Source organism: Salmonella sp. SSDFZ69, from assembly GCF_004010755.1.
GTDB classification, from domain to species: domain Bacteria; phylum Pseudomonadota; class Gammaproteobacteria; order Enterobacterales; family Enterobacteriaceae; genus Salmonella; species Salmonella enterica.
The window spans coordinates 988,596-1,011,429 of the sequence record NZ_CP034831.1 but is presented as its reverse complement, the minus strand read 5'-3'; the positions used below and the strand labels follow the sequence as shown (position 1 = coordinate 1,011,429).

The following is a 22,834-nucleotide window of genomic DNA, read 5'->3' as shown; positions in this document are numbered from 1 at the left end:
GCTTTTTTTATTTGTGATAAAGAACGGCCTCCCAGACTTGGGAAATAGCCGAAATTTATACTGACAAACTATCGTCTCGTATATCGCGATAAACTGACATCCCCCTCTTGCCCCACATGCTGGCATTCTTACGATACCCCATCCACTTTTCGCGGATAACGTTCTTTTTACCCGTGACAGCGTATTGACGACCAGGCTAGTATAGCGGCAGAAACGTCCCGATGCCTGGAATGAATGGCAAACAGTCTATAAGGTGATTGAATGGATACGACAGAAGAACTAAACGGAACCTACTTCTACCACGGACAATCGAACCTGTCAGCAGGTGAACTATTTGATGTAATTTTCCTTGAGCAATTTTGTGATGAACTTGGGATTGGCATTGAGTCAGGTGCTGCTATCCTCGCCGGGCAACCGTGGTTAAAAACCAGAACGAAACCGGGAGAGGCAATCAAAGGGACAAGTGTTATCTCCAAGTATGGGAGAATGCTTTTACGAAATGCACGAACTCCTTTTGGTATTAGAGTTCCTACACCCGTTGGTATAAGAATGCGAAAAACAAATAATCTTGCCGCAGTCATAGCACGATATGTTCCATGGTTAGGTTGGGTTGGTCTTGTGAATTCAATTTACCAGGTATCAAGGAGAACTCAGGCAAAATACAACCTAATAGCACGCCCTAAAGATCGTATACAATGGACATCCTTTTGATGGACACAATTCAGCAAGAGGTGTTAGCACTCTTCCGTGAAGAGATTCCCGGATATTTAGACAGCAATTGGAAAGAAATCCCATTAGAACTTGATTCTGATTTATTTGAAGCTCCAGGCGATGACCTGCATGAAGCTTTGGATAAATTTGAAAAAAAATTTAATGTAGATTTATCACAAGTTAAATGGTCGTGTTATTTCCCTTGGGAGAATACTCCACTGCTTACACGATGGTTTAAATTAAAACGGGAAGATGTAGAACGAACTCGTAAGCCTTTAACAATCAGAATGTTTTCTGAATCAGCGAAAGCTGGGAAATGGCTTTATGATTAATGAAAAATATGTCGAATTAATCAGGAGATAATTACTATGAATTTTGTTAATCGATTAAAATTAAAAGTAGTAAATTTCATATACTTTTCAAATTAAAATAATGTGTTGTATCTACCTTTCGACCACCAGTAACTCTGACGCCATCCGTTTTAAATTGACCATTTGGTTCTGGTGGTATATCGCGAGTAGATATTTCTGAAGTGCTTGACTATTCACTCTTTTTTAGCCTGCATGTATGGTGGCGACGATGCTGTTACATAGGTACCGGTATATTACCAAATTGATTCTGCCAGATATCCCGCCTCACGTAGAGCATTCATAATTTTATTCGCTAATTCATACTGATATTCATACGAGGTATTCTCCATGGAAAATACCGTTAATTCATATTTATAATACAGCCAACCATCATTCTCATTTATCAACTTAGGATTACAGTCATAATTTCTTTCTATTGTAATCATTGTATTTTCGTATCTTAAATATAATAAGTTCACTTTTATTATGTCTGGAATCCCTTGGGATAAAAAATCAATTAACTCATATTTATCCAGATCAGACTCAACAACGATTGTGAATTCAGAGTTAACTTCTTCCATTATGGAACCTCAATATATGGGCCTCTATTAAACGGTGATGATTGTTTCATTACCGATACCTGTATTTTTGTTACATCATCCGGATGAAAGTGTAGGATATACATCCTCCCATATGCCACCTTCATCACCAGGGCCTAATGCACGCCGTTGAGCCTTTGTTGATTTTTAACCTTCTGATCTTACTCAGCAATAGTGGACACGCAACTAAGTGAGTAAACGCTCAAGCAAGAGGTGACTCACATGACAAACCAGCATCAACCACCAAAAAGCTACGCAAGCAGCACACGCCTGAATTTCGTCAGGAAGCCCTGAAACTGGCGGAACGCATTGGGGTGGCCGCTGCCACCCGCGAGCTTAACCTGTATGAATCATAGCTCTACAGCTGGCGAAGCAAACAGCAAACTCAGCTCTCTTCTTCTGAACGTGAGCAGAAGATGTCCGCCGCTTAGGGTTGTGTCCCTATTACGCGGGTAGGATCAATCAAGCAGTTACGGCAAAAAAGAGAATCATGAATATATTTAGCAAACTCCCTGATGATACGTAATCAGTGAGATTAAAGTAATGCAATCGCGATAAACCGAAGTTAATCCCCTGTTTAAAGACAGTGAACGACCTTCTTGCCATGCCTGGACTATATCAGCCTCATATGTACGCCTTGAAAGCGTACATATATGTATTATAATTGTACATATTGTTCATAAACAGGAGGATGAAAACCATGCCTCAGATAGCTATAGAATCTAACGAAAGGCTGTCGTTGCGTGTATCGACGGATGCCAAAAAGTTGATAGTCCGCGCTGCGGCAATCCAGCAAACCAACCTGACGGATTTTGTGGTCAGTAACGTACTACCTGTCGCACAGAAGATTGTTGATGCCGCCGAACGGGTATATCTGACGGAGCGCGATACTCAAATGATCATGGAAATTTTAGATAACCCGCCAGCGCCGAATGAAAAGCTTCTTGCTGCTGCTTTCGCCCTGCCGGACATGAAGAAATGATGTTTACAGACTGGCATGAGGCCGCGATAGGGAAAACCCACAATCGAATGAATTTTGATTGTGGGGATGCCGATCTGAACCAATTCCTGCAACGCCATGTACGACAAAATCATGAGAAAGGGACAACGAAAACCTATGTTGCGCTTGATAATTCGGATGTTACACGTATCCACGGCTTTTACTCAGTCAGTCCTGCATCACTGATATATGCACAGGTTCCCGGCGCAATCAGCAAAGGATTAGGGAGATACGATGTGCCAGTGTTTCGTCTGGGTCGTTTAGCCGTAGACAAATCTATGCAGGGGCAAGGGCTGGGAGCACAACTTTTGTTATCTGCCGGAAAGCGTTGCATACAGGCGGCTTTGCAGGTCGGTGGCGTAGCCCTACTTATTGATGCCAAAAATAAACAGGTCTGCGACTGGTACAAAGGATTTGGCGCAGTACCATTAAACGATCAACCTCTTTCCTTGTTGCTGTCGTTTAAAACGCTTTATGCTGCTTTATCTGCATCTGGTAGGTTATGACAACATGAGGCTTTGTTGAATAATTCAGAATCGGCCAACGATAAGGATACAGGACTCCCACCGGAGCACTCGTTATACGAGCCTGACGCTGGTCGGCATTGCCAACAACGTCATCCGGTTCAGCGCTTTGACCATCGCCATCACTTCACCCACCTGCGCGTCATGGTTCCGCAGGCTCAGATGGCCGCCCAGCAAGGTTTTGATACGGAACATGACCGTTTCCGCCACTGAACGACGGTGATAGCCCACTTTCTTTTCCAGACCTCATTGCTGCCGCTCAGATGTTGATTTTAAACTTTTGCTTTGCCATGGGAACCCGATGCTGAAACGACAGTAACGATCAGATCCGCCAATCTCTTTATTCAACAAAGCCCCTTCGGGATAGAGCTTTCGCTGAGCGGGAAAGTATGCCTTTGCAATTAATCAGTAAAGTGTTGCGCGAGAAATCGTGCATCTTTCAAGCACATCGTCTACTTTAATTAACCGATTCATAAAATATATATTATCTGTTGATTTCTAGCTTGTAGGTTATTTTAATAACTGTGTATTTTAAAGAATAAAAATTAATATCACCCTACTTCTTTGTTATAATACCAGCCTCCAAAATTGTGCTATAGGAACATCATGGAATTAATTCGTTATGCTGACATCAACAGCGATCTCTATCGCCACATTTGGGTCGTTGGTGATATTCATGGATGTTACTCCTTATTGTTAACCAGACTGGCTCAATTAAATTTCTCTCCTGATACCGATCTCTTGATCTCCACTGGAGATAACATTGATCGAGGAAAAGAAAACCTTGAAACACTGAGACTGTTAAATACCCCATGGTTTATTTCTGTAGTGGGTAATCATGAAGCTATGGCGCTTGACGCTTTTGAAACACAGGATGGCAATTTCTGGTATGTAAACGGTGGTTACTGGTACGACTCGGTCACCGAAAAAGACAGGCAAGAAGCCACTGAGCTATTACTAACTTTTAAGCAGCGTCCTCACATCATAGAAGTTGAAACGTCCTCAAAGAAGTACGTGATTGCCCATGCCGATTATCCAGATGACAGCTACGATTATGGGAAGCAAGTTGATATTGATAGCGTTCTATGGTCACGCGATCGTCTGCTTGGTTCGTTACAGGGGAATATCTATCCAATACGCGGTGCGGATACTTTTATCTTCGGCCATATGATTGTTGACTACACAACAACATTCGCCAATCAAATCTACATTGACACAGGTTCTTTCTGTTCAGGCAATCTGTCTTTTTTTAAAATAAAGTAATCTGGAAATAGAATTATATAATATCAACCCTCCCTGCATTATGGGCAATGATATAGCCTTCAATAAGTACCATTGCCCATTCGTAATAGCGTCTAAATTTCGCGTTTTTCTGCCCATTTCAGCATTAAGATCGCAGGCCAAAAAAACGAAGCCGTAATCCGACGCAGGTAGTTACCCGATCGCCTGAGACGAGTAAAGATCGCACAGCTCCAGATACCTATCGGAAGAAAGCGCAATAACCGTGGTGGCGAAATGGATCGGCTTGCCTTCATGCAACACAATCTTGATTACAGTCTCGAGTTTGGAAGCATCCGCTCCCCTCTTAATTTTGTTGGGATTTCTCTTTGTTGCGAGCATGGTCTGAACTAATTGCCTGGCTACTTGCCTTGTTTCGTCAATATTTGGAAAATCGAACACATTTCCAACTTTTACTTTCAAGACAGAACTTGGCTTCCTACCCTCACTGACATTACGATCTGACGAGGCTACTCTTCGCTGGATTACGTAGGTTTTTTTCGTCAAACTGGCTTTTACCCCGAAACCAGCAGGAGCTTGTCTGTGGTCATCGAAAACAATGTAGAGTTTTTGAGCTGGGTTAGCTTCGAAAACGATTTTTCCAGAGCGACTGAGTGCAGACTTAACATTGATACTTAACTTGTTGATAATGAAAGGCTGGCTGAGAGTTGTTTTCAAAGTATCACCCCTGTTGTAGTCCAGGAATGATGAGAATGTAACCTGTCACATTTTAGGCTACAGGTGAGCTACAAATTTATGGGTTTATGTGAGTTTATAAGGGTTTTACCCGGGGCCACATGAGCACTTGAAAGAATAAAAAAACGAGTAAAATCAATATGAATGAGTCATTTGATAAGGACTTCTCCAACCACACCCCCATGATGCAGCAGTATCTCAAGCTGAAAGCCCAGCATCCGGAGATCCTGCTCTTTTATCGTATGGGAGACTTTTACGAGCTGTTTTATGACGACGCAAAGCGTGCGTCGCAGCTGCTCGATATTTCGCTGACCAAACGCGGCGCATCGGCTGGCGAACCTATCCCTATGGCGGGTATCCCGCACCACGCCGTAGAAAACTACCTCGCGAAACTGGTCAATCAGGGCGAATCCGTCGCTATTTGCGAACAGATTGGCGATCCGGCCACCAGCAAAGGTCCCGTTGAACGTAAGGTCGTGCGTATCGTTACGCCTGGCACCATCAGCGATGAAGCCCTGTTACAGGAGCGACAGGATAACCTGCTGGCGGCTATCTGGCAGGATGGTAAAGGCTACGGTTACGCCACGCTGGATATCAGCTCCGGCCGCTTTCGTCTGAGCGAACCCGCCGACCGTGAAACGATGGCCGCAGAGCTGCAGCGCACCAATCCCGCCGAACTGTTGTATGCCGAAGATTTTGCTGAAATGGCGTTAATAGAGGGACGCCGGGGTCTGCGCCGTCGCCCGTTGTGGGAGTTTGAGATTGATACCGCCCGCCAGCAGTTAAATCTGCAATTCGGTACGCGGGATCTGGTCGGTTTCGGCGTCGAAAATGCCTCGCGTGGATTATGTGCGGCAGGCTGCCTGTTACAGTACGCAAAAGATACCCAGCGCACCTCCCTGCCGCATATTCGTTCCATTACGATGGAACGCCAGCAGGACAGCATCATTATGGATGCCGCGACCCGCCGCAATCTGGAAATTACCCAAAACCTGGCCGGTGGTGTCGAAAATACCCTCGCCGCGGTGCTTGACTGTACCGTGACGCCAATGGGTAGCCGAATGCTTAAACGCTGGCTGCATATGCCGGTACGAAATACCGACATATTACGTGAACGCCAGCAGACCATCGGCGCCTTGCAGGACACCGTCAGCGAACTGCAACCGGTGCTGCGTCAGGTCGGCGATTTGGAGCGTATCCTTGCGCGTCTGGCGCTGCGCACCGCGCGTCCGCGCGATCTCGCCCGAATGCGTCACGCCTTCCAGCAGTTGCCGGAATTGCACGCTCAGCTTGAAACCGTTGACAGCGCGCCGGTACAGGCGTTGCGTAAAAAAATGGGCGATTTCGCCGAACTGCGCGACCTCCTGGAACGCGCCATTATTGACGCGCCGCCGGTACTGGTCCGCGACGGCGGCGTTATTGCGCCCGGCTACCATGAAGAGCTGGACGAATGGCGCGCGCTGGCGGACGGCGCCACCGATTATCTCGATCGTCTGGAAATTCGCGAACGCGAGCGTACCGGGCTGGATACGCTGAAAGTCGGCTATAACGCGGTACATGGTTATTACATTCAGATTAGCCGTGGTCAAAGCCATCTGGCGCCCATCAATTATGTGCGTCGCCAGACGCTGAAAAATGCCGAACGCTACATTATTCCTGAGCTAAAAGAGTACGAAGATAAAGTTCTGACCTCGAAAGGCAAAGCGCTGGCGCTGGAAAAACAGCTATATGACGAATTGTTTGATCTGCTGTTGCCGCATCTGGCCGATTTACAGCAGAGCGCCAACGCGCTGGCGGAGCTGGATGTGCTGGTTAACCTGGCCGAACGCGCCTGGACGCTGAATTACACCTGCCCGACATTTACCGATAAACCCGGTATCCGTATTACCGAAGGTCGCCACCCGGTGGTTGAACAGGTACTGAATGAGCCGTTTATCGCTAACCCGCTCAACCTGTCGCCGCAGCGCCGGATGTTGATCATTACCGGCCCCAATATGGGCGGTAAAAGTACCTATATGCGGCAAACGGCATTGATCGCCCTGCTGGCCTATATCGGCAGTTACGTTCCGGCGCAAAACGTGGAAATCGGCCCCATCGACCGTATTTTTACCCGCGTCGGCGCAGCGGATGACCTGGCCTCCGGGCGTTCGACCTTTATGGTGGAGATGACCGAAACCGCGAACATTCTGCATAATGCCACGGAAAACAGTCTGGTATTGATGGATGAAATCGGGCGCGGTACCTCCACGTATGACGGGCTGTCGTTGGCCTGGGCCTGCGCGGAGAATCTCGCGAATAAGATTAAAGCGTTAACGCTGTTCGCTACCCACTACTTCGAGCTGACCCAATTACCGGAGAAAATGGAAGGCGTGGCGAACGTCCACCTGGATGCGCTGGAACACGGCGATACTATCGCGTTTATGCACAGCGTGCAGGACGGCGCGGCAAGTAAGAGCTATGGCCTGGCGGTCGCGGCGCTTGCGGGCGTCCCTAAAGAAGTCATCAAACGCGCGCGCCAGAAACTCCGCGAGCTGGAAAGCATCTCGCCCAATGCGGCGGCAACGCAGGTGGACGGCACGCAAATGTCGTTGCTTGCCGCCCCGGAGGAGACATCGCCTGCCGTTGAAGCGCTGGAGAATCTCGATCCGGACTCCCTGACGCCACGCCAGGCGCTGGAGTGGATCTATCGGCTGAAAAGTCTGGTGTAAACGTGTCGGGCCTGATAGCGCCGCGTTATCGGGCCCACGCGCCGGCACAGGCTTTTCAGGCTGTGGCTGTCGTTTCGTGTAAATGACGCCAGACTATCCGTCCTCTTTCCCTTTTTAAAATGACCGTCGACCAGCGTACCGTCTCAGCCTGGCCCGGCAGTTGCTGTCGCTCACGATAACGCAGCGCGGCGCCTTCCGGCCACTCCGCCACAAGGTTAATATGCTCAACCACGATAACCAGCCCCGGGCGACACCCGCGCTGCGCCTGGAAAAAAGCGCCAAGCGCCGGATAATCCAGACAAACACCGCCTGGCGTTATCATCGTAAAATCAGCAGCGAAACGCGCTATCAACGCCTCCAGGCTCCCCATCCCCTTGCTAAGCCAGTTCTCAATCGCCGCATGGGCGTGAATAATTTCATCTTTATATGGATTCATGGTCTTTCCTTTTTCAGGCACAGAAGTGCTTGTCTATTGTTTAGACAGACAGCGTAAATAAGGGGCAGCAGGGTGATACCGGCGGCGGCAATAAAGGTCCAGCGATAAGCAACCTCAAGCGACATAACGCGCTGGAGCGCATTTAACAGCAGCGTCAACAGCGTCGCGCCAAGGAAAAAGCTGATCTGACGATTAAGATTCCATAGCGCGCTGGCGTCAGGCATGTCCCGGCGAGCAATAGTCAGGAAAGCGCCACTCTGCGCGGTACTGCTGCACAAACTGCCGCCAGCGCCCATTAAGGCGAATATCATCATCAGTACACGGTGCGATGTCGCAGGCGTAACGTTAGTTAAAAGCAGTATCCCTGCGGCCTGAAGAAGACAGCCGACGATAATCAGCGGACGCGGCCCAAGCCGATTGAAGTAACGTCCGGTAAGCATAATGGCGACAAATGAAGCGATCGACCAGGGGATCATCAGCGACCCCGCCGCCGCAGGCGATAGCTGCGCGACGTTCTGTAGATAAAACATCCCGACCACGCTGATACCAATGAACATACCCGGTACGCACAGATAGACGATCATGGCAAAACGCAGCAGCCTGTCCGTCAACAGCGGCAGATGGAGCAATCTTGCTGACGCCATTGTCGTCGACGCGACGTTCAACCAACGATAAGCGAGCAATAAGGTGAGAACGGCCACCGGCAGCGTGGCAAAGAATATCCAGCGCCAGCCGCACGTTTCCACCAGAAGCCCACCAATCGCAGGCGAACATGCCGGCGCCAGTAGCGCCACCATCATGACAACCGATGACACGCCAGCGCGTTCATGCGGTTTAAACTGTTGCCAGGTTAACGCCTGACCAACCGGGATCAATAAGCCACCGCCCGCCCCCTGCACAATACGCCAGAAAACAAGGCTGTGTAAGGAATCGGCAAAACCTGCGGCAGCGGCGGCAACGCTAAACAGAATGAGCGAAAATATGATCAACCGTCGTGCGCCGAGATAACGCGAAAGAAACGCGCTAAACGGAACGATCAGCGTTAATCCTGCGATATAACCATTACTCACCCATGCCAGCGCCGATATGGACGTATGCAGATCCACGGACATCGCAGGAAAAGCCACGCTGGCAATAAACAGATTAATCAGATCAAGAAAGAAGCCGAGCAGGTAAACCACTGCCACTTTACTGCGATACGTCATTATGCATCCTCCGTCAGAGGCGCTAATGTAGCCGTCCGGAGAAAGCCAGATAAGTCCGCGCTTCAACGATATACTGTCAAAATAATTTTGACAGTAAAGGAGCTCGCCATGCTCAATTTGCAGCGTATGTCGCTGTTTATCGCCGTGGTAGATAGCGGCAGCTTCACGGCGGCGGCGGCCGCATCGGGCCAAACAAAAGCGGTAGTGAGTTTTAATATTCGGCAGCTTGAAAAAGAGCTTGGCGTAACGTTACTGCTACGTTCCACCCGACGACTGACGCTCACAGACGCCGGCGTCCTCTTTTACCAAAAAGGCGTGAATTTACTCAATGCAGCGAAAAATTTGCAGGATGAAGTGCGTGCCAGCCATAGTGGGCTGGGCGGCGAGTTACGTATTACCACTACGCCCGAGTTTGGCGAACAGGTGGTCATTCCGGTACTGGCGCAGTTTAGTCAGCGCCATCCCGATCTCCGTATTCGGCATATGTCCTCATCACATCATGCCGATTTAATTGCCGAGCGCTTTGATGTGGCGATTCGGCTTGGCTCGCTGGCGGACTCCCGCTATCGCGCCGCGCTGATATCCCGCTTTACCATTCTGCCGGTCGCCGCGCCGCAGTGGCTCGCCCGCCACCCCGTGTCGTCGCTGGAGTCGTTGGCTCAGGCGGAATGGATTATTCATGAGCGATTACCTACGCCGCTACGGTGGACAGTAACGAATAATCATGGCCAACACTCACGCCTGGAGATAAGCAAAGCCGGCAAAATTTCTGTCGACAGCGCGCGCTCGCTGATGGCCTTCGCTCTCGCGGGAAGCGGCGTCGCATTACTGCCGCAATGGTTAGTCAACACCGCACTGGAGGAGGGAACGTTAATTCACCTGTTACCCGACTATCATTTTCCCCGTCAGGGCATTTATGCCGTTTACCCGGACGCCCGCCATGTATCGACAAAAGTACGCGCATTTATTGATTTTTTACGTTCGCAATGGGATTGCGGGGAGCACGCCCCATCATTGTAGCCAGTCCGGGAGCATTGCGCTCCCGGACGGATAATACCGTCTTAATCCTTAACTACCAGCTTGTCTTTGATCCCCTGCGCCTGCCAACGCACCCACAGCATAATTGCCGCCAGAACGACGATCGGCAGTAACGGATCGAGCCAACTGCCGCCGGAACCGAACAGCAGGTTAATCAGCGCCACGCCGGTGCCGCCAATCGCCCAGGCAATGGTCGTCGGTACAGACCAAACCACCATCTGCTGTTTGACATCAGAGACGCCCATCATGCGGTTAACCACCCAGAACAGGCTATCGTTGAAGTAGCCGAAGAACAGCGACCCCATCGTTGCGGCCTGAGCGGCAAGCAACATATTGATGCCGGGGATCTGCGCCAGGATCGGCGCGGAAATCGAGGCGGCAGTGATCATCGCCACCGTCCCCGATCCCTGAATCAGGCGTACCAGCGTCGCCACGATAAACGGGATCAGGATCGGCGAGATCGGCAGGTTGGCAACCTGCTCCGCCAGCTGTTGCCCCGCGCCGCTGTCGCGCAGGATCGCGCCCAACGCGCCGCCAGCGCCCGTGACCAGTAAAATAATCCCGGCGCTTTGCAAGCCCTCTTCCAGACGCTCTGCGGTGGTATGTTTATCCATACGCGGCACCAGCGTATACACCGCCAGCAGAACGCTGATGGCCAACGCGATCACTGGACTTCCCACAAAGTTGATTGCCTGTACCACCGGATGCGTCGCCAGGCCGGACCATCCTTCTACAGTGGCGAGGGTGGAACAGATAGCCTTCAGGAAGATCAGCACGATCGGCACCACAATAGGCAGCAGAGAGAGCGTCAGGCTCGGCAGATCCTTTTGCTCTTTCTCTTTATTGTACTGCTCCAGCGCGGCATTAACTTCATCGGCGTTCAGCGTGCGCGGCACGAAATCAGGGTAGCGTTTATCCAGCCACTGCGCATAGAACACAATGCCGATCACACAGGGCACCGCCAGCGCCATCCCGGTCAATAACATTGCGCCGATGTCGACGTTAAAAATCCCGGCTACCCCCAGCGGACCGGGCGTGGGAGGTACCGTATGGTGAGTGACCACCAGCCCGCCCGCCAGCGCGACGCCCAGCGTCAGTAGCGAACGTTTACCGCTTTTCGCCAGCGCTTTCGCCACCGGATAAAGAATGACAAAAGCGGAATCGACGAAAATGGGGATGCTGACAATATAACCCGTGATTGCCAGCGCCCACTCTTCACGGCGTTTCCCCAGCCATTTGATAAAGCTCCAGGCGATACGCTCCGCCGCGCCGGAAACCTCCAGCAAGCGCCCCATCATTACGCCGAGACCAATCACCAGGCCAATGCTGCCCAGCGTCGTACCGAATCCGCTGGTGATGACAGAGAGCGTTTTATCAATGCCCATTCCCCCCAACAGACCGGCGATGCAGGCCGCCGCCAGCATCGCGATCAGCGCATGAACACGGGTGCGTAACACCAGCCATACCAGCACGAAAACGGCAACGATCAGGCCGATAATTGGGGTCGGTAAACTTGTCATGACCTCCCCTCCATATCATCTTGTCGAAAGCGTTCAATAATGTCATCGAAGCGTTTATCGGCGACAAAACCTAACGCCAGCGCACGCTGGTTATCGATACGTCCCGGCCAGGAGGCGACAATTTTCTCGACGCCTTCATCGCGCTGATGCGTAACCCGATCGCGCGCCGCCTGGCCGCCCGCCTGACGCAACGTTTCCAGCATCTCGCCCACGGTTACGCTGATCCCAGGTAAGTTGATGCTGCTCGCCTCGCCAGGCGCGGGTAACGTTGCGGCCAGCGACAGGTTATGGATCACCGTCGCCGGGCTGGAAATCCACAGCCGCAAACTTTCCGATACCGGGCAGATGGTCGTCTCGCCCTGCAACGGTTCACGAATAATCGCGCTGACAAAAGAAGAAGCGGCGCGGTTTGGTTTACCCGGGCGAACACAGATCGTCGGCAAACGCAGCGCCAGCCCATCCACATAGCCTTTGCGGGTATAGTCGTTGACCAACAGTTCACAGGCGGCCTTCTGCGCGCCATAAGACGAGCGCGGCGTGAGCGCGGTGGTATCGGTGACGCATTCCGGCAGCGTACCGCCATAAACGGCAAGCGAGCTGGAGAAGACAAAACGAATTTTCTGCGGTTTTCGACGACACGCCTCAAGTAACTGGCGGGTAAGATCCAGGTTAACTTTCCATCCCAGATCGAAATCGTCTTCCGCATGACTGCTGACAATCGCAGCGAGATGATAAACAACAGAGGTATTAGCGGTAATCACATTCTCCAGCACGCCCGGCTGGGTTAAGTCAGCCTCCAGACAGCGTAAACGAGGGGAATCTGATAACCGTGCAGGCATTTTTAAATCAACAAGAAGCAGTTCGTTAAACGCCAGCGATGAGTTTAATAAGGCGCTTGCGAGTTTCTGGCCTAAAAAGCCGCCCCCGCCGGTAATGATAATCTGCATCCGGATGTCCTCTTTATTGTTGTGTAGGGTAGTTCAGGGTTAGCGCCAGGCGTTAAACCAGCCAAGCCCGTCCTGAGTGGTATTCCGTGGTTGGTATTCGCAGCCTATCCAGCCGCGATAACCTACGTCATCGAACAGCCGGAACAGCCACGGGTAGTTGATCTCGCCATCATCCGGTTCATGTCTGTCCGGTAGCGAGGCGATTTGTACATGGGCATAGCGGCCCGCGTACTCGCGAATCAGGTGACTCAAATTGCCATCCACTTTTTGCGCATGGAAAGTGTCGAGCTGGATGAACACATTCGGGCGGTCAACCTCTTCTGCGATGCCCAGCGCCTGATATTGGCTGGAAAAGAGGTAGCCGGGTTTAACGCCGGGACTCAGCGCTTCGATCAAAATACGTTTATCGTGGGCGGCAAACCGGTCGGCGGCATAACGCAAATTATCGATAAACGTGGCGCGATAACGTGCGCCATCAGCGCCATCCGGCACTACACCCGCCATGATGTGAACCTGCTCGCATTCCAGCGCCAGAGCGTATTCCAGAGCCAGATCGATATCGGCGCGCGCGTCGTGTTCGCGCCCCGGTAGCGCGGCACGTCCCCATTCGCCCGCCGCGGTATCGCCCGCCGAAGTATTAAACAGCGCCAGCGTCAGATTATGACGCGATAGCTGGGCTTTAATCTCGCTGGCGGCAAAGTCATAGGGGAACAGAAACTCAACGGCCTGAAAACCGGCTTCGGCAGCGGCGGCAAAACGCTCGATAAACGGCGCTTCGGTAAACATCATCGACAAATTGGCGGCAAAACGCGGCATCGGGTTATCTCCTTAACTGCGCAATTTCTTCGGTGGTTAAATAACGAATCGGGCGTTCGCCAAGGATAAAAATCAGCTTTGCCGTCTCTTCCAGCTCCTCGGTATTATTAGCGGCTTCCTGCAAATTCTCCCCGCACACGACCGGCCCATGATTAGCCAGTAAAAAGGCCTGATGCCGGGCCGCCAGCGCAGCCAAATCGCGGGCAATTCGGTCATCCCCCGGACGATAGTAGGGAACCAGCGGAATGTCTCCCATCCGCATCACCACATAGGGGGTAAACGGGCGAATCACATTTTGCGGGTCCAGCCCTTCGAGACAGGAAAGCGCCGTTGACCAGGTGCTGTGCAGATGTACCACGGCCTTGCAGCAAGGGTTATTGCGATACAACGCCAGATGAAAACGCACCTCTTTAGACGGTTTATCGCCGCTGAGCCATTCGCCTTGCGGGTCCACTTTGGATAGCCGCTGCGGGTCGAGATTACCCAGACACGAACCGGTGGGCGTCGCCAGAATATTGCCGTCCGGCAGTAACAGCGAGAGGTTGCCTGCCGAGCCGGTGGCATAGCCGCGCTGGAAAAACGAGGCGGCTATCCTGACCATCTCTTCTCGCAAAGCGTGCTCTTCTTTTGCCAGTATCGTCATACCTGAAACTCCCTTTGAGCGCGGATGAAAAAGGATTCATCGCCAAAATTACCTGACTTTAGCGCCAGCGAGACTGGCGCATGGAGCGCGTTGACCCACGGCACGCCGGGTGAAATGCACGGTCCGATGTGAAAACCGGTAATACCGAGGCTTTGCGTCACCACGCCCGAGGTTTCGCCGCCCGCCACAATAAACCGGGTGATACCGCCTTCCGCTAAGCGAGCGGCCAGCAGGGAAAAGAGCGCCTCTACCGCATGGCTGGCTTCGGTAGCGCCATATTGCTGCTGGATGGCGGCCAGCGCCTGCGTGGAGGCGGTGGCGCTAATCATTGGCGCCAGTTCGCTGTCCTGACTGAGCACCCACTGCGCCAGCGCTTCAGCGTAGGCCTCGCGCGTCTCGGATGACAGGCAGCGCGCCACATCAACGTCGCGTGTGGGAGCATGTTGTCGATAGAAAGCCACCTGCTGATTCGTCATTTGCGAACAGGAACCGGAAAGCACCACCGCGCGGCCGCTCAGCGGATAGCCTGCGGAACGGGCCTGAGAAACGCCGTGCTTCGCCCACTGACGCGCCAGCCCCATTGCCAGCCCGGAACCGCCGGTCACCAGCGGGGCATCACGCAAAACCTCGCCCTGGATTTCCAGGTGCCGCTCATTGAGCGCGTCAAGTACCGCGTAGCGATATCCTTCCTGCTGTAAGCGCGACAGCGCCGCACGGGTCGCGGCAACGCCTTCATCAAGCGTCTGAGCCGGAATAACGCCGCAGCGCCCTTGCGCCTGCGCTTCCATCAGACGCGGCAGGTAGCTGTCGGTCATCGGATTGATAGGGTGGTGGCGCATACCGGACTCCGCCAGCAAGTGGTTCATGACAAACAGATAGCCCTGATAGACCGTGCGTCCGTTAACCGGCAGCGCGGGAGAAATCACGGTAAATGAGGTATCCAGCGCCACCATCAGCGCATCGGTGACCGGGCCGATATTGCCTTCGGCGGTACTATCGAAAGTCGAGCAATATTTGAAATAGACTTGCTGGCAGCCCTGTTTTTTCAGCCATACCAGCGCCGCCAGCGATTGTTTTATCGCCTCTTGCGCCGGGCATGAGCGGGTTTTCAGGCTGATAACCACCGCGTCGCACCCTTCCGGTTGCGTCCCGGTTGGGACATCATTGATCTGCACTGTCGGCAACCCGTTTTCGACCAGAAAACTGGCGATGTCGGTCGCGCCGGTAAAATCATCGGCAATGACGCCAATTTTTAACATGACGGCTCCTCAGGCGTGACGCCAGGCAGAGTAATCCCCGAGAAAATTTTGATCACAGCGCTGTCATCCTCTTTGCCATAACCGGCGTTACTGGCGCTGGTGAACATATTTAACGCCGTAGAGGCCAGCGGTAAGGGGAAGCGCAGCGCTTTCGCCGTGTCGGCAACCAGCCCCAAATCTTTGACAAAAATGTCGACGGCCGAACGCGGGGTATAGTCGCCGTCAACGACATGCTGCATACGGTTTTCAAACATCCAGGAGTTGCCGGCGGCATGGGTCACAACGTCATACATCACGTCCAGAGGAATACCGGCCCGCGCGGCCAGCGCCATCGCTTCGGCCGCCGCCGCAATATGCACGCCAGCCAGCAGTTGATGAATGATTTTGACGGTTGAACCTGCGCCCGGCGTATCGCTGATGCGATAAACGTTGCTGGCAACGGCGTCCAGCACAGGCTTCAGGCGGGTAAACGCCGCCTCGCTCCCGGAGGCCATCACCGTCATTTCGCCCTGCGCCGCTTTTACCGCGCCGCCGGAAACCGGCGCATCCAGCATGTTAAGATTCAATGCCGTCAACGCCGCGGCGATCTCTTGCGCGTCGGCGCTTGAGATCGTGGACGAAACCATCACCGCGCTTCCGGGTTTCATCAGATGGGCGACGCCATCCTCACCGAATAACACCTGTCTGACCTGGGCGGCATTGACGACCAGAATGACTAACGCATCCACGACGCCGGCGAACTCCCTGGCGCTGGCGGCAGCCCCACAAGCCCCTTCAGCGAGAAGATTCGCGCACGCTTGCGGGTTAAGATCGGCCCCCCATGTGGAAAGCCCGGCGCGCAGGCATGAACGCGCAGCGCCCATTCCCATTGAGCCAAGTCCCACAATGCCGACATGAAAATCAGTTCCTGTTGTCATTATCACTCCATGTTAATTTACGTGATATTATGTTTTGTTATGTGAATATAGGCGTTTTTGTAAACAATTGCGGTGAGTTATTTCACAAAAAATAACAAAATGTGTTATTTTTTGTGAAGGAAATCCTCATAGAACTTCACACGCTGTGACGAGAAATCGCGTAAAATCGCGACAGGACTAAAGAAAGGAGCAGACGTTGATACCTACTGAGCGTCGACAAATCATTCTTGATATGGTAGCGGAGAAAGGCATCGTCAGTATCGCTGAACTGACCGAGCGCATGCATGTATCCCACATGACTATCCGCCGTGATTTACAAAAACTGGAGCAGCAAGGCGCGGTAATCCAGGTCTCTGGCGGCGTGCAATCATCGACTCGCGTGGCGCACGAACCCTCGCATCAGATCAAAACCGAACTGGCGACGCCGCAGAAAGCGGCGATTGGCAAACTGGCCGCCAGCCTGGTACAGCCAGAAAGCTGTATCTACCTTGATGCAGGTACGACCACGCTGGCGATCGCCAGGCAGCTGGTTACGATGAATAAACTTACGGTGGTGACCAATGATTTCGTTATCGCCGATTACCTGATGGACAATAGCGATTGCACAATTATTCACACTGGCGGGGCGGTATGCCGGGAAAACCGGTCGTGCGTCGGTGAAGCCGCGGCGACGCTTTTGCGCGGGCTGATGATTGACCAGGCCTTTATTTCCGCCTCTTCCTGGAGCGTGCGCGGTATTTCAACGCCGGCAGAAGATAAAGTCACGGTGAAACGGGCCGTCGCCAGCGCCAGCCGCCAAAAAATTCTGGTGTGCGACGCGACCAAATACGGCCAGGTCGCGACGTGGCTGGCGTTACCGCTGGCGGAATTCAACCAAATCGTCACCGATGACGGCCTGCCGGAAAGCGCAATTCGGGCGCTGGCCAAAGTGGATATCTCACTGCTGATGGCCAAAAAATAGCAAAGCGGCGCAAGCCGCTTACGTCATCATCTTGCGTACCAGTTGCGTAAACTGTTCGCGTTCTTCAGCGCTCAGTCGCCCCAAAAACTCATCGTCAACGCGATCCCCCAGTGGTATCGCGGCGGCGAGCAACGTTTGGCCCTGAACGGTGAGATAGACAAAACGCCGACGTTTATCCAGCGGATCGTTTTCTCGCTTCACCAGCCCACGATTTTCCATCCGGCTTAACATCTCCGCCAGCGTCGCTTTAGTGCTGACCGCCGCTTCGGTCAGATCGACCTGTTCAATACCCGGATGTTCAGCAATAACGCGCATCACCGCATATTGAGGTTTGGTGAGCTCCGGTAGTTCATGCTGCCAGCGTGCGGTATGTTGCTGAAAAAGTTGGCGTAACAGATGAAACGCGGTGTTTCGTAACTCCATGAGCGCTCCGGATAAATTAACTTTTTCTATCATAACGACTTATGCGCGGTTTTTTAATGAGGAATGCTTTAGCTAAACGTGCGCAGGCGTCGGGAGCGATCTTGTCGCAAAGGCCGTGTGGGCGTATTTTGATCAAAATGTTCGTATACGAACGATATTTGAGGTAAGAAATGAGATTGATTGTGGGGATGACCGGTGCGACCGGCGCGCCGCTTGGCGTCGAGCTACTCCAGGCATTGCGGGCGATACCTGATGTTGAAACGCATCTGGTAATGTCAAAGTGGGCGAAAACCACTATTGAACTGGAGACGCCCTACACGCCCGCTGAGGTAGCCGCCCTGGCAGATTATTGTCATAGCCCGGCCGATCAGGCGGCGACCATTTCCTCCGGCTCATTTCGTACCGACGGCATGATTATTATCCCCTGCAGTATGAAAACACTGGCTGGGGTTCGCGCCGGCTATGCCGAGGGGCTGGTGGGACGCGCTGCCGATGTCGTGTTGAAAGAGGGTCGCAAGCTGGTGCTTGTGCCGCGGGAAATGCCGCTCAGCACGATTCATCTGGAAAACATGCTTGCGCTTTCTCGTATGGGGGTGGCGATAGTGCCGCCCATGCCCGCGTTCTACAACCTGCCGCAAACCGTTGACGATATTATCCAGCACATCGTAGCGCGCGTTCTCGACCAGTTTGGTCTGGAGCATACGCGCGCGCGCCGCTGGCAAGGACTGCGACAGGCAGCAAATTTTTCACAGGAGAATGGATAATGGCATTTGATGATTTGCGCAGTTTTTTACATGCGCTGGATCAGCAGGGACAACTGCTGAAAATCAGCGAGGAAGTGAATGCGGAGCCGGATCTCGCCGCCGCTGCCAATGCAACGGGACGCATCGGCGATGGCGCGCCCGCGCTGTGGTTTGACAATATTCGTGGTTTTACCGACGCCCGCGTGGCGATGAATACCATCGGTTCCTGGCAGAACCATGCCATCTCACTGGGTTTGCCGCCTAACACGCCGGTTAAAAAACAGATCGATGAATTTATTCGCCGCTGGGACAATTTTCCGGTAGCGCCGGAACGACGGGCGAATCCGGGCTGGGCGGAAAATACCGTCGACGGCGACGCAATCAACCTGTTTGATATCCTGCCGCTGTTTCGTCTGAACGACGGCGACGGCGGATTCTATCTGGATAAAGCCTGTGTGGTATCACGCGATCCGCTCGATCCCGATAACTTCGGCAAGCAGAATGTCGGCATCTACCGCATGGAAGTTAAAGGCAAGCGTAAGCTGGGTCTGCAACCAGTGCCGATGCATGATATCGCATTGCACCTGCACAAAGCTGAAGAGCGCGGGGAAGATCTGCCGATTGCGATCACGCTGGGTAACGATCCGATCATTACCCTGATGGGCGCAACGCCGCTGAAATACGATCAGTCAGAGTATGAAATGGCAGGCGCGCTGCGTGAAAGCCCCTATCCTATCGCCACCGCGCCGTTGACCGGTTTTGATGTGCCGTGGGGATCTGAAGTCATTCTTGAAGGGGTCATCGAAAGCCGTAAACGTGAAATTGAAGGGCCGTTCGGCGAATTTACCGGCCACTATTCCGGTGGTCGCAACATGACCGTGGTGCGTATCGATAAGGTCTCTTACCGCAGCAAACCCATTTTTGAATCGCTCTATTTGGGGATGCCGTGGACGGAAATCGACTACCTGATGGGGCCGGCGACCTGCGTGCCACTGTATCAACAGCTGAAAGCCGAATTTCCGGAAGTGCAGGCGGTAAACGCCATGTACACCCACGGCCTGCTGGCCATCATCTCGACCAAAAAACGCTACGGCGGCTTTGCCCGCGCGGTGGGCCTGCGAGCGATGACAACGCCGCACGGTCTGGGATATGTGAAGATGGTGATCATGGTCGATGAAGATGTCGATCCATTCAATCTGCCACAGGTGATGTGGGCGTTGTCGTCGAAAGTGAATCCGGCAGGCGATCTGGTACAGCTACCGAATATGTCCGTCCTGGAACTGGATCCGGGCTCAAGCCCGGCGGGGATTACCGACAAGCTGATCATTGACGCCACCACGCCGGTTGCGCCAGATAACCGTGGTCACTATAGCCAGCCGGTTGTTGATTTACCGGAAACTAAAGCCTGGGCTGAAAAGCTGACCGCCATGCTGGCCAACCGTAAATAAGGAGTAACCGATGATTTGTCCACGCTGTGCCGATGCACATATTGAACTCATGGCGACTTCGCCGGCAAAAGGAGTCTGGACGGTATATCAGTGTCAGCATTGTCTGTATACCTGGCGCGATACCGAACCGTTACGCCGTACCAGCCGCGAACACTATCCACAAGCGTTTCGCATGACGCAAAAAGATATTGATGACGCGCCAATGGTGCCGAGTATCCCGCCGTTGCTGGCAGAAGACAAACGGTAAAAAAAAGGCCAGTCTGTCGACTGGCCTTTTTTTGACAAGGGTACTTACTCGCGGAACAGCGCTTCGATATTCAGCCCCTGCGTCTGCAGTATTTCGCGCAGACGGCGCAGGCCTTCAACCTGAATCTGACGAACACGTTCACGCGTAAGACCGATTTCACGGCCTACATCTTCCAGTGTCGCAGCTTCATATCCCAGCAGACCGAAACGGCGCGCCAGCACTTCACGCTGTTTGGCGTTCAGTTCGAACAACCATTTGACGATGCTCTGTTTCATATCGTCATCTTGCGTGGTGTCTTCCGGACCGTTCTCTTTTTCATCGGCCAGGATGTCCAGCAACGCTTTTTCGGAGTCACCGCCCAGCGGGGTGTCTACCGAGGTAATGCGCTCGTTGAGACGAAGCATACGGCTGACGTCATCAACCGGTTTATCCAGTTGCTCTGCAATTTCTTCCGCACTCGGTTCGTGGTCCAGTTTATGCGACAACTCACGTGCGGTGCGCAGGTATACGTTCAGCTCTTTAACAATGTGAATCGGCAAGCGAATCGTACGGGTTTGGTTCATAATCGCCCGTTCGATTGTCTGGCGAATCCACCAGGTTGCGTATGTTGAGAAGCGGAACCCGCGTTCCGGGTCAAACTTCTCGACTGCACGGATAAGCCCCAGATTGCCCTCTTCAATCAGGTCCAGCAACGCCAGTCCACGATTGCCATAACGGCGGGCAATTTTTACCACCAGACGCAGGTTACTCTCAATCATGCGACGGCGAGAAGCGACATCTCCACGCAGTGCGCGACGCGCAAAATAGACTTCTTCTTCGGCTGTTAACAGTGGTGAATACCCAATCTCACCAAGGTAAAGCTGAGTCGCGTCCAACACACGCTGTGTGGCCCCTTGCGATAACAGCTCTTCTTCAGCCAGGTCGTTATCACTGGGTTCCTCTTCACTCAAGGCTTTTTCGTCAAAAGCCTCTACTCCGTTCTCATCAAATTCCGCGTCTTCATTTAAATCATGAACTTTCAGCGTATTCTGACTCATAAGGTGGCTCCTACCCGTGATCCCTTGACGGAACTAGCAAGTCAAAGCCTGGTTCCGCCGCTTTATCGCTGCGGTAAATAACGCAGCGGGTTTACGGATTTCCCCTTGTAACGAATTTCAAAATGCAAGCGTGTAGAGCTGGTGCCGGTGCTACCCATAGTAGCGATTTTTTGCCCCGCCTTAACTTCCTGTTGTTCCCGGACCAGCATCGTATCATTATGGGCGTAGGCACTCAGGTAATCATCGTTATGTTTGATGATAATAAGATTACCGTAACCACGCAGTGCATTACCGGCATATACGACGCGCCCATCAGCGGTTGCGACGATAGCCTGTCCCTTACTGCCTGCAATGTCGATCCCTTTATTGCCCCCTTCGGAAGCGCCAAAGTTTTCGATCACTTTGCCATCCGTCGGCCAGCGCCATGCGGAAATCGGCGCGCTGGTTGACGTACTGCTTGCATTTGGTTCGGTCGTGCTTACCGTTGGTGCCGTTACAGGCGCTGTGACAACCGTCCCAGCAGGCTTGTTGTTTGGCAACATTTTGTTAGCACTTTGTTCACCTGAGCCCTCAGAATACGTAATTGTTGGTTGAGACGCAACTGCAACGGTGGAATTTTGTGCAGACCTGGTCACAACTCCTTGCTGTGCTGCATCCGCCTGGGTGATCGCATTTCCGCCAGTAATTGGCGTGCCGGATGCGTTACCAACTTGCAAAGTTTGCCCTACATTCAGGCTATACGGGGCAGAAATACTGTTTCTCTGGGCCAGATCGCGGAAATCGTTCCCGGTAATCCAGGCGATGTAAAAAAGCGTATCACCCTTTTTCACGGTGTAAGTACTGCCACCCGTATAGCTACCTTTCGGAATATTCCCATACTGGCGATTGTATACGATTCGCCCATTTTCCATCTGCACGGGCTGTTCCGCGACCGGTTGAGTTTGCATGGGCTGCGTTACAGGACGCTGAACGGGTTGAATTTGCGGCGCTTGTTGCGGCGTTTGTTGCGTCGTCGCGCCCATTTTTGGCGGCGGTGTGATCAACATCCCGGAATTGGTATTTGATGACGACCCACTGTCCACAGACGTGACCGGCGCCGGAGGGTTTGACGAACTGGTACAACCTGCCAGCCATAGTGAAACCAGTGATAGTGCCGCAATGCGACTAACGGTGAATTTTGGGCTTCCCGCGCTCATTTATCCCCCAGGAAAAAATTTGGTTAACAACCAGTGACGTAAGAACCGTGCAACGCATTAAGTGAACACGGGAAAATGTGTTCACGATACGCTTAACCCACCGGGAATAACCAGGAAAACTCCAGGTATTCG

At 52.6% G+C, this 22,834-nt stretch carries 25 protein-coding genes and 2 pseudogenes; 13 read left to right on the top strand and 14 right to left on the bottom strand.

Annotated features, from left to right (window positions below):
* Positions 1-261: 261 nt before the first annotated feature.
* Positions 262-711, top strand: coding sequence for an STM2901 family protein (locus tag EOS98_RS04995; RefSeq protein WP_023261375.1), 450 nt, complete (start codon positions 262-264; stop codon positions 709-711).
* Entirely contained in the window at positions 696-1,043 is a 348-nt protein-coding gene (locus EOS98_RS04990) for a DUF1493 family protein (RefSeq protein ID WP_001669174.1), read from the top strand. The genes EOS98_RS04995 and EOS98_RS04990 overlap by 16 nt, the downstream gene beginning before the upstream one ends.
* Before the next feature lie 272 nt (positions 1,044-1,315).
* Here the strand turns inward: EOS98_RS04990 and EOS98_RS04985 are convergent, their stop codons facing one another.
* Positions 1,316-1,642 (bottom strand): hypothetical protein, encoded by a 327-nt coding sequence (locus EOS98_RS04985; protein ID WP_000393302.1) that lies wholly within the window; start codon positions 1,640-1,642, stop codon positions 1,316-1,318.
* Between the two features lie 245 nt (positions 1,643-1,887).
* On the opposite strand from EOS98_RS04985, the pseudogene EOS98_RS04980 reads away from it, so the two are divergent.
* The 3 genes and pseudogenes from EOS98_RS04980 to EOS98_RS04970 form a co-directional block, all read left to right on the top strand.
* Positions 1,888-2,085: pseudogene (locus EOS98_RS04980) on the top strand (transposase); the annotation flags it as partial.
* Positions 2,086-2,351: 266 nt separating this feature from the next.
* Positions 2,352-2,642 (top strand): DUF1778 domain-containing protein, encoded by a 291-nt coding sequence (locus tag EOS98_RS04975; protein WP_000855694.1) that lies wholly within the window; start codon positions 2,352-2,354, stop codon positions 2,640-2,642.
* Complete coding sequence (locus EOS98_RS04970) at positions 2,639-3,166, top strand: GNAT family N-acetyltransferase (protein WP_126523877.1); 528 nt, start codon at positions 2,639-2,641, stop codon at positions 3,164-3,166. Before EOS98_RS04975 ends, EOS98_RS04970 begins: the two co-directional genes overlap by 4 nt.
* A 72-nt stretch (positions 3,167-3,238) precedes the next feature.
* Here the strand turns inward: EOS98_RS04970 and EOS98_RS04965 are convergent.
* Positions 3,239-3,456, bottom strand: a pseudogene (locus EOS98_RS04965) (IS5/IS1182 family transposase); the annotation flags it as partial.
* Between the two features lie 334 nt (positions 3,457-3,790).
* On the opposite strand from EOS98_RS04965, the gene pphB reads away from it, so the two are divergent.
* Positions 3,791-4,447, top strand: coding sequence for a protein-serine/threonine phosphatase (pphB, locus tag EOS98_RS04960; protein ID WP_058821376.1), 657 nt, complete (start codon positions 3,791-3,793; stop codon positions 4,445-4,447).
* A gap of 171 nt (positions 4,448-4,618) precedes the next feature.
* On the opposite strand, the gene EOS98_RS04955 is transcribed toward pphB, so the two are convergent.
* Positions 4,619-5,140: a hypothetical protein gene (locus EOS98_RS04955; protein ID WP_061383865.1), complete on the bottom strand. Its 522-nt coding sequence runs from the start codon at positions 5,138-5,140 to the stop codon at positions 4,619-4,621.
* A 158-nt stretch (positions 5,141-5,298) separates the two neighbouring features.
* On the opposite strand from EOS98_RS04955, the gene mutS reads away from it, so the two are divergent.
* Positions 5,299-7,866, top strand: a complete 2,568-nt coding sequence (gene mutS, locus EOS98_RS04950) for a DNA mismatch repair protein MutS (protein ID WP_001005802.1) — start codon at positions 5,299-5,301, stop codon at positions 7,864-7,866.
* 55 nt (positions 7,867-7,921) lie between these two features.
* Here mutS and EOS98_RS04945 read toward each other — a convergent pair whose 3' ends face one another.
* Together EOS98_RS04945 and EOS98_RS04940 are read right to left on the bottom strand one after the other, a co-directional pair.
* Positions 7,922-8,302 carry a DUF4440 domain-containing protein gene (locus EOS98_RS04945; protein ID WP_126523876.1) on the bottom strand — a complete coding sequence of 127 codons (381 nt, stop codon included), beginning with the start codon at positions 8,300-8,302 and terminating at the stop codon, positions 7,922-7,924.
* On the bottom strand, positions 8,299-9,507 hold the full coding sequence (locus EOS98_RS04940) for an MFS transporter (protein ID WP_001660827.1): 1,209 nt from the start codon (positions 9,505-9,507) through the stop codon (positions 8,299-8,301). The genes EOS98_RS04945 and EOS98_RS04940 overlap by 4 nt, the downstream gene beginning before the upstream one ends.
* An 87-nt stretch (positions 9,508-9,594) precedes the next feature.
* On the opposite strand from EOS98_RS04940, the gene EOS98_RS04935 reads away from it, so the two are divergent.
* Positions 9,595-10,527 carry a LysR family transcriptional regulator gene (locus EOS98_RS04935; protein WP_072103492.1) on the top strand — a complete coding sequence of 311 codons (933 nt, stop codon included), beginning with the start codon at positions 9,595-9,597 and terminating at the stop codon, positions 10,525-10,527.
* Between the two features lie 41 nt (positions 10,528-10,568).
* On the opposite strand, the gene EOS98_RS04930 is transcribed toward EOS98_RS04935, so the two are convergent.
* The 6 genes from EOS98_RS04930 to ltnD are packed head-to-tail and all read right to left on the bottom strand — an operon-like array spanning position 10,569 to position 16,647.
* Positions 10,569-12,065 carry a GntP family permease gene (locus tag EOS98_RS04930; RefSeq protein ID WP_000202725.1) on the bottom strand — a complete coding sequence of 499 codons (1,497 nt, stop codon included), beginning with the start codon at positions 12,063-12,065 and terminating at the stop codon, positions 10,569-10,571.
* On the bottom strand, positions 12,062-13,012 hold the full coding sequence (gene denD, locus EOS98_RS04925) for a D-erythronate dehydrogenase (protein WP_126523875.1): 951 nt from the start codon (positions 13,010-13,012) through the stop codon (positions 12,062-12,064). Before denD ends, EOS98_RS04930 begins: the two co-directional genes overlap by 4 nt.
* A 39-nt stretch (positions 13,013-13,051) precedes the next feature.
* The gene (locus EOS98_RS04920; RefSeq protein WP_001136888.1) at positions 13,052-13,828 is read right to left on the bottom strand and encodes an HPr family phosphocarrier protein; all 777 of its coding nucleotides are present in this window, start codon (positions 13,826-13,828) and stop codon (positions 13,052-13,054) included.
* A 4-nt stretch (positions 13,829-13,832) separates the two neighbouring features.
* Complete coding sequence (locus EOS98_RS04915) at positions 13,833-14,471, bottom strand: aldolase (RefSeq protein ID WP_000153636.1); 639 nt, start codon at positions 14,469-14,471, stop codon at positions 13,833-13,835.
* Positions 14,468-15,730 carry a 3-oxo-tetronate kinase gene (gene otnK, locus EOS98_RS04910; RefSeq protein ID WP_126523874.1) on the bottom strand — a complete coding sequence of 421 codons (1,263 nt, stop codon included), beginning with the start codon at positions 15,728-15,730 and terminating at the stop codon, positions 14,468-14,470. The genes EOS98_RS04915 and otnK overlap by 4 nt, the downstream gene beginning before the upstream one ends.
* Complete coding sequence (gene ltnD / locus EOS98_RS04905; protein WP_000206958.1) at positions 15,724-16,647, bottom strand: L-threonate dehydrogenase; 924 nt, start codon at positions 16,645-16,647, stop codon at positions 15,724-15,726. The genes otnK and ltnD overlap by 7 nt, the downstream gene beginning before the upstream one ends.
* 196 nt (positions 16,648-16,843) lie before the next feature.
* Between ltnD and ygbI the strand changes: the two genes are divergently transcribed.
* Complete coding sequence (gene ygbI, locus EOS98_RS04900; RefSeq protein WP_000613178.1) at positions 16,844-17,608, top strand: DNA-binding transcriptional repressor YgbI; 765 nt, start codon at positions 16,844-16,846, stop codon at positions 17,606-17,608.
* Between the two features lie 18 nt (positions 17,609-17,626).
* Here the strand turns inward: ygbI and EOS98_RS04895 are convergent, their stop codons facing one another.
* On the bottom strand, positions 17,627-18,031 hold the full coding sequence (locus tag EOS98_RS04895) for a MarR family winged helix-turn-helix transcriptional regulator (RefSeq protein WP_000423338.1): 405 nt from the start codon (positions 18,029-18,031) through the stop codon (positions 17,627-17,629).
* Positions 18,032-18,201: 170 nt separating this feature from the next.
* Between EOS98_RS04895 and EOS98_RS04890 the strand changes: the two genes are divergently transcribed.
* The 3 genes from EOS98_RS04890 to EOS98_RS04880 are packed head-to-tail and all read left to right on the top strand — an operon-like array spanning position 18,202 to position 20,469.
* A complete protein-coding gene (locus EOS98_RS04890; protein ID WP_001237180.1) occupies positions 18,202-18,795 on the top strand; it encodes a non-oxidative hydroxyarylic acid decarboxylases subunit B in 594 nt (197 codons plus the stop codon).
* Entirely contained in the window at positions 18,795-20,222 is a 1,428-nt protein-coding gene (locus tag EOS98_RS04885; RefSeq protein WP_000863168.1) for a non-oxidative hydroxyarylic acid decarboxylases subunit C, read from the top strand. Before EOS98_RS04890 ends, EOS98_RS04885 begins: the two co-directional genes overlap by 1 nt.
* Before the next feature lie 10 nt (positions 20,223-20,232).
* A complete protein-coding gene (locus EOS98_RS04880; RefSeq protein ID WP_126523873.1) occupies positions 20,233-20,469 on the top strand; it encodes a non-oxidative hydroxyarylic acid decarboxylases subunit D in 237 nt (78 codons plus the stop codon).
* A gap of 44 nt (positions 20,470-20,513) precedes the next feature.
* On the opposite strand, the gene rpoS is transcribed toward EOS98_RS04880, so the two are convergent.
* Positions 20,514-21,506 (bottom strand): RNA polymerase sigma factor RpoS, encoded by a 993-nt coding sequence (gene rpoS, locus EOS98_RS04875; RefSeq protein ID WP_000081498.1) that lies wholly within the window; start codon positions 21,504-21,506, stop codon positions 20,514-20,516.
* 62 nt (positions 21,507-21,568) lie between these two features.
* A complete protein-coding gene (nlpD, locus tag EOS98_RS04870; RefSeq protein WP_223151197.1) occupies positions 21,569-22,651 on the bottom strand; it encodes a murein hydrolase activator NlpD in 1,083 nt (360 codons plus the stop codon).
* Here nlpD and EOS98_RS24775 point away from each other — a divergent pair.
* The gene (locus EOS98_RS24775) at positions 22,581-22,739 is read left to right on the top strand and encodes a peptidase (protein WP_223148970.1); all 159 of its coding nucleotides are present in this window, start codon (positions 22,581-22,583) and stop codon (positions 22,737-22,739) included. The genes nlpD and EOS98_RS24775 overlap by 71 nt on opposite strands.
* The last annotated feature ends 95 nt before the right edge of the window (positions 22,740-22,834 follow it).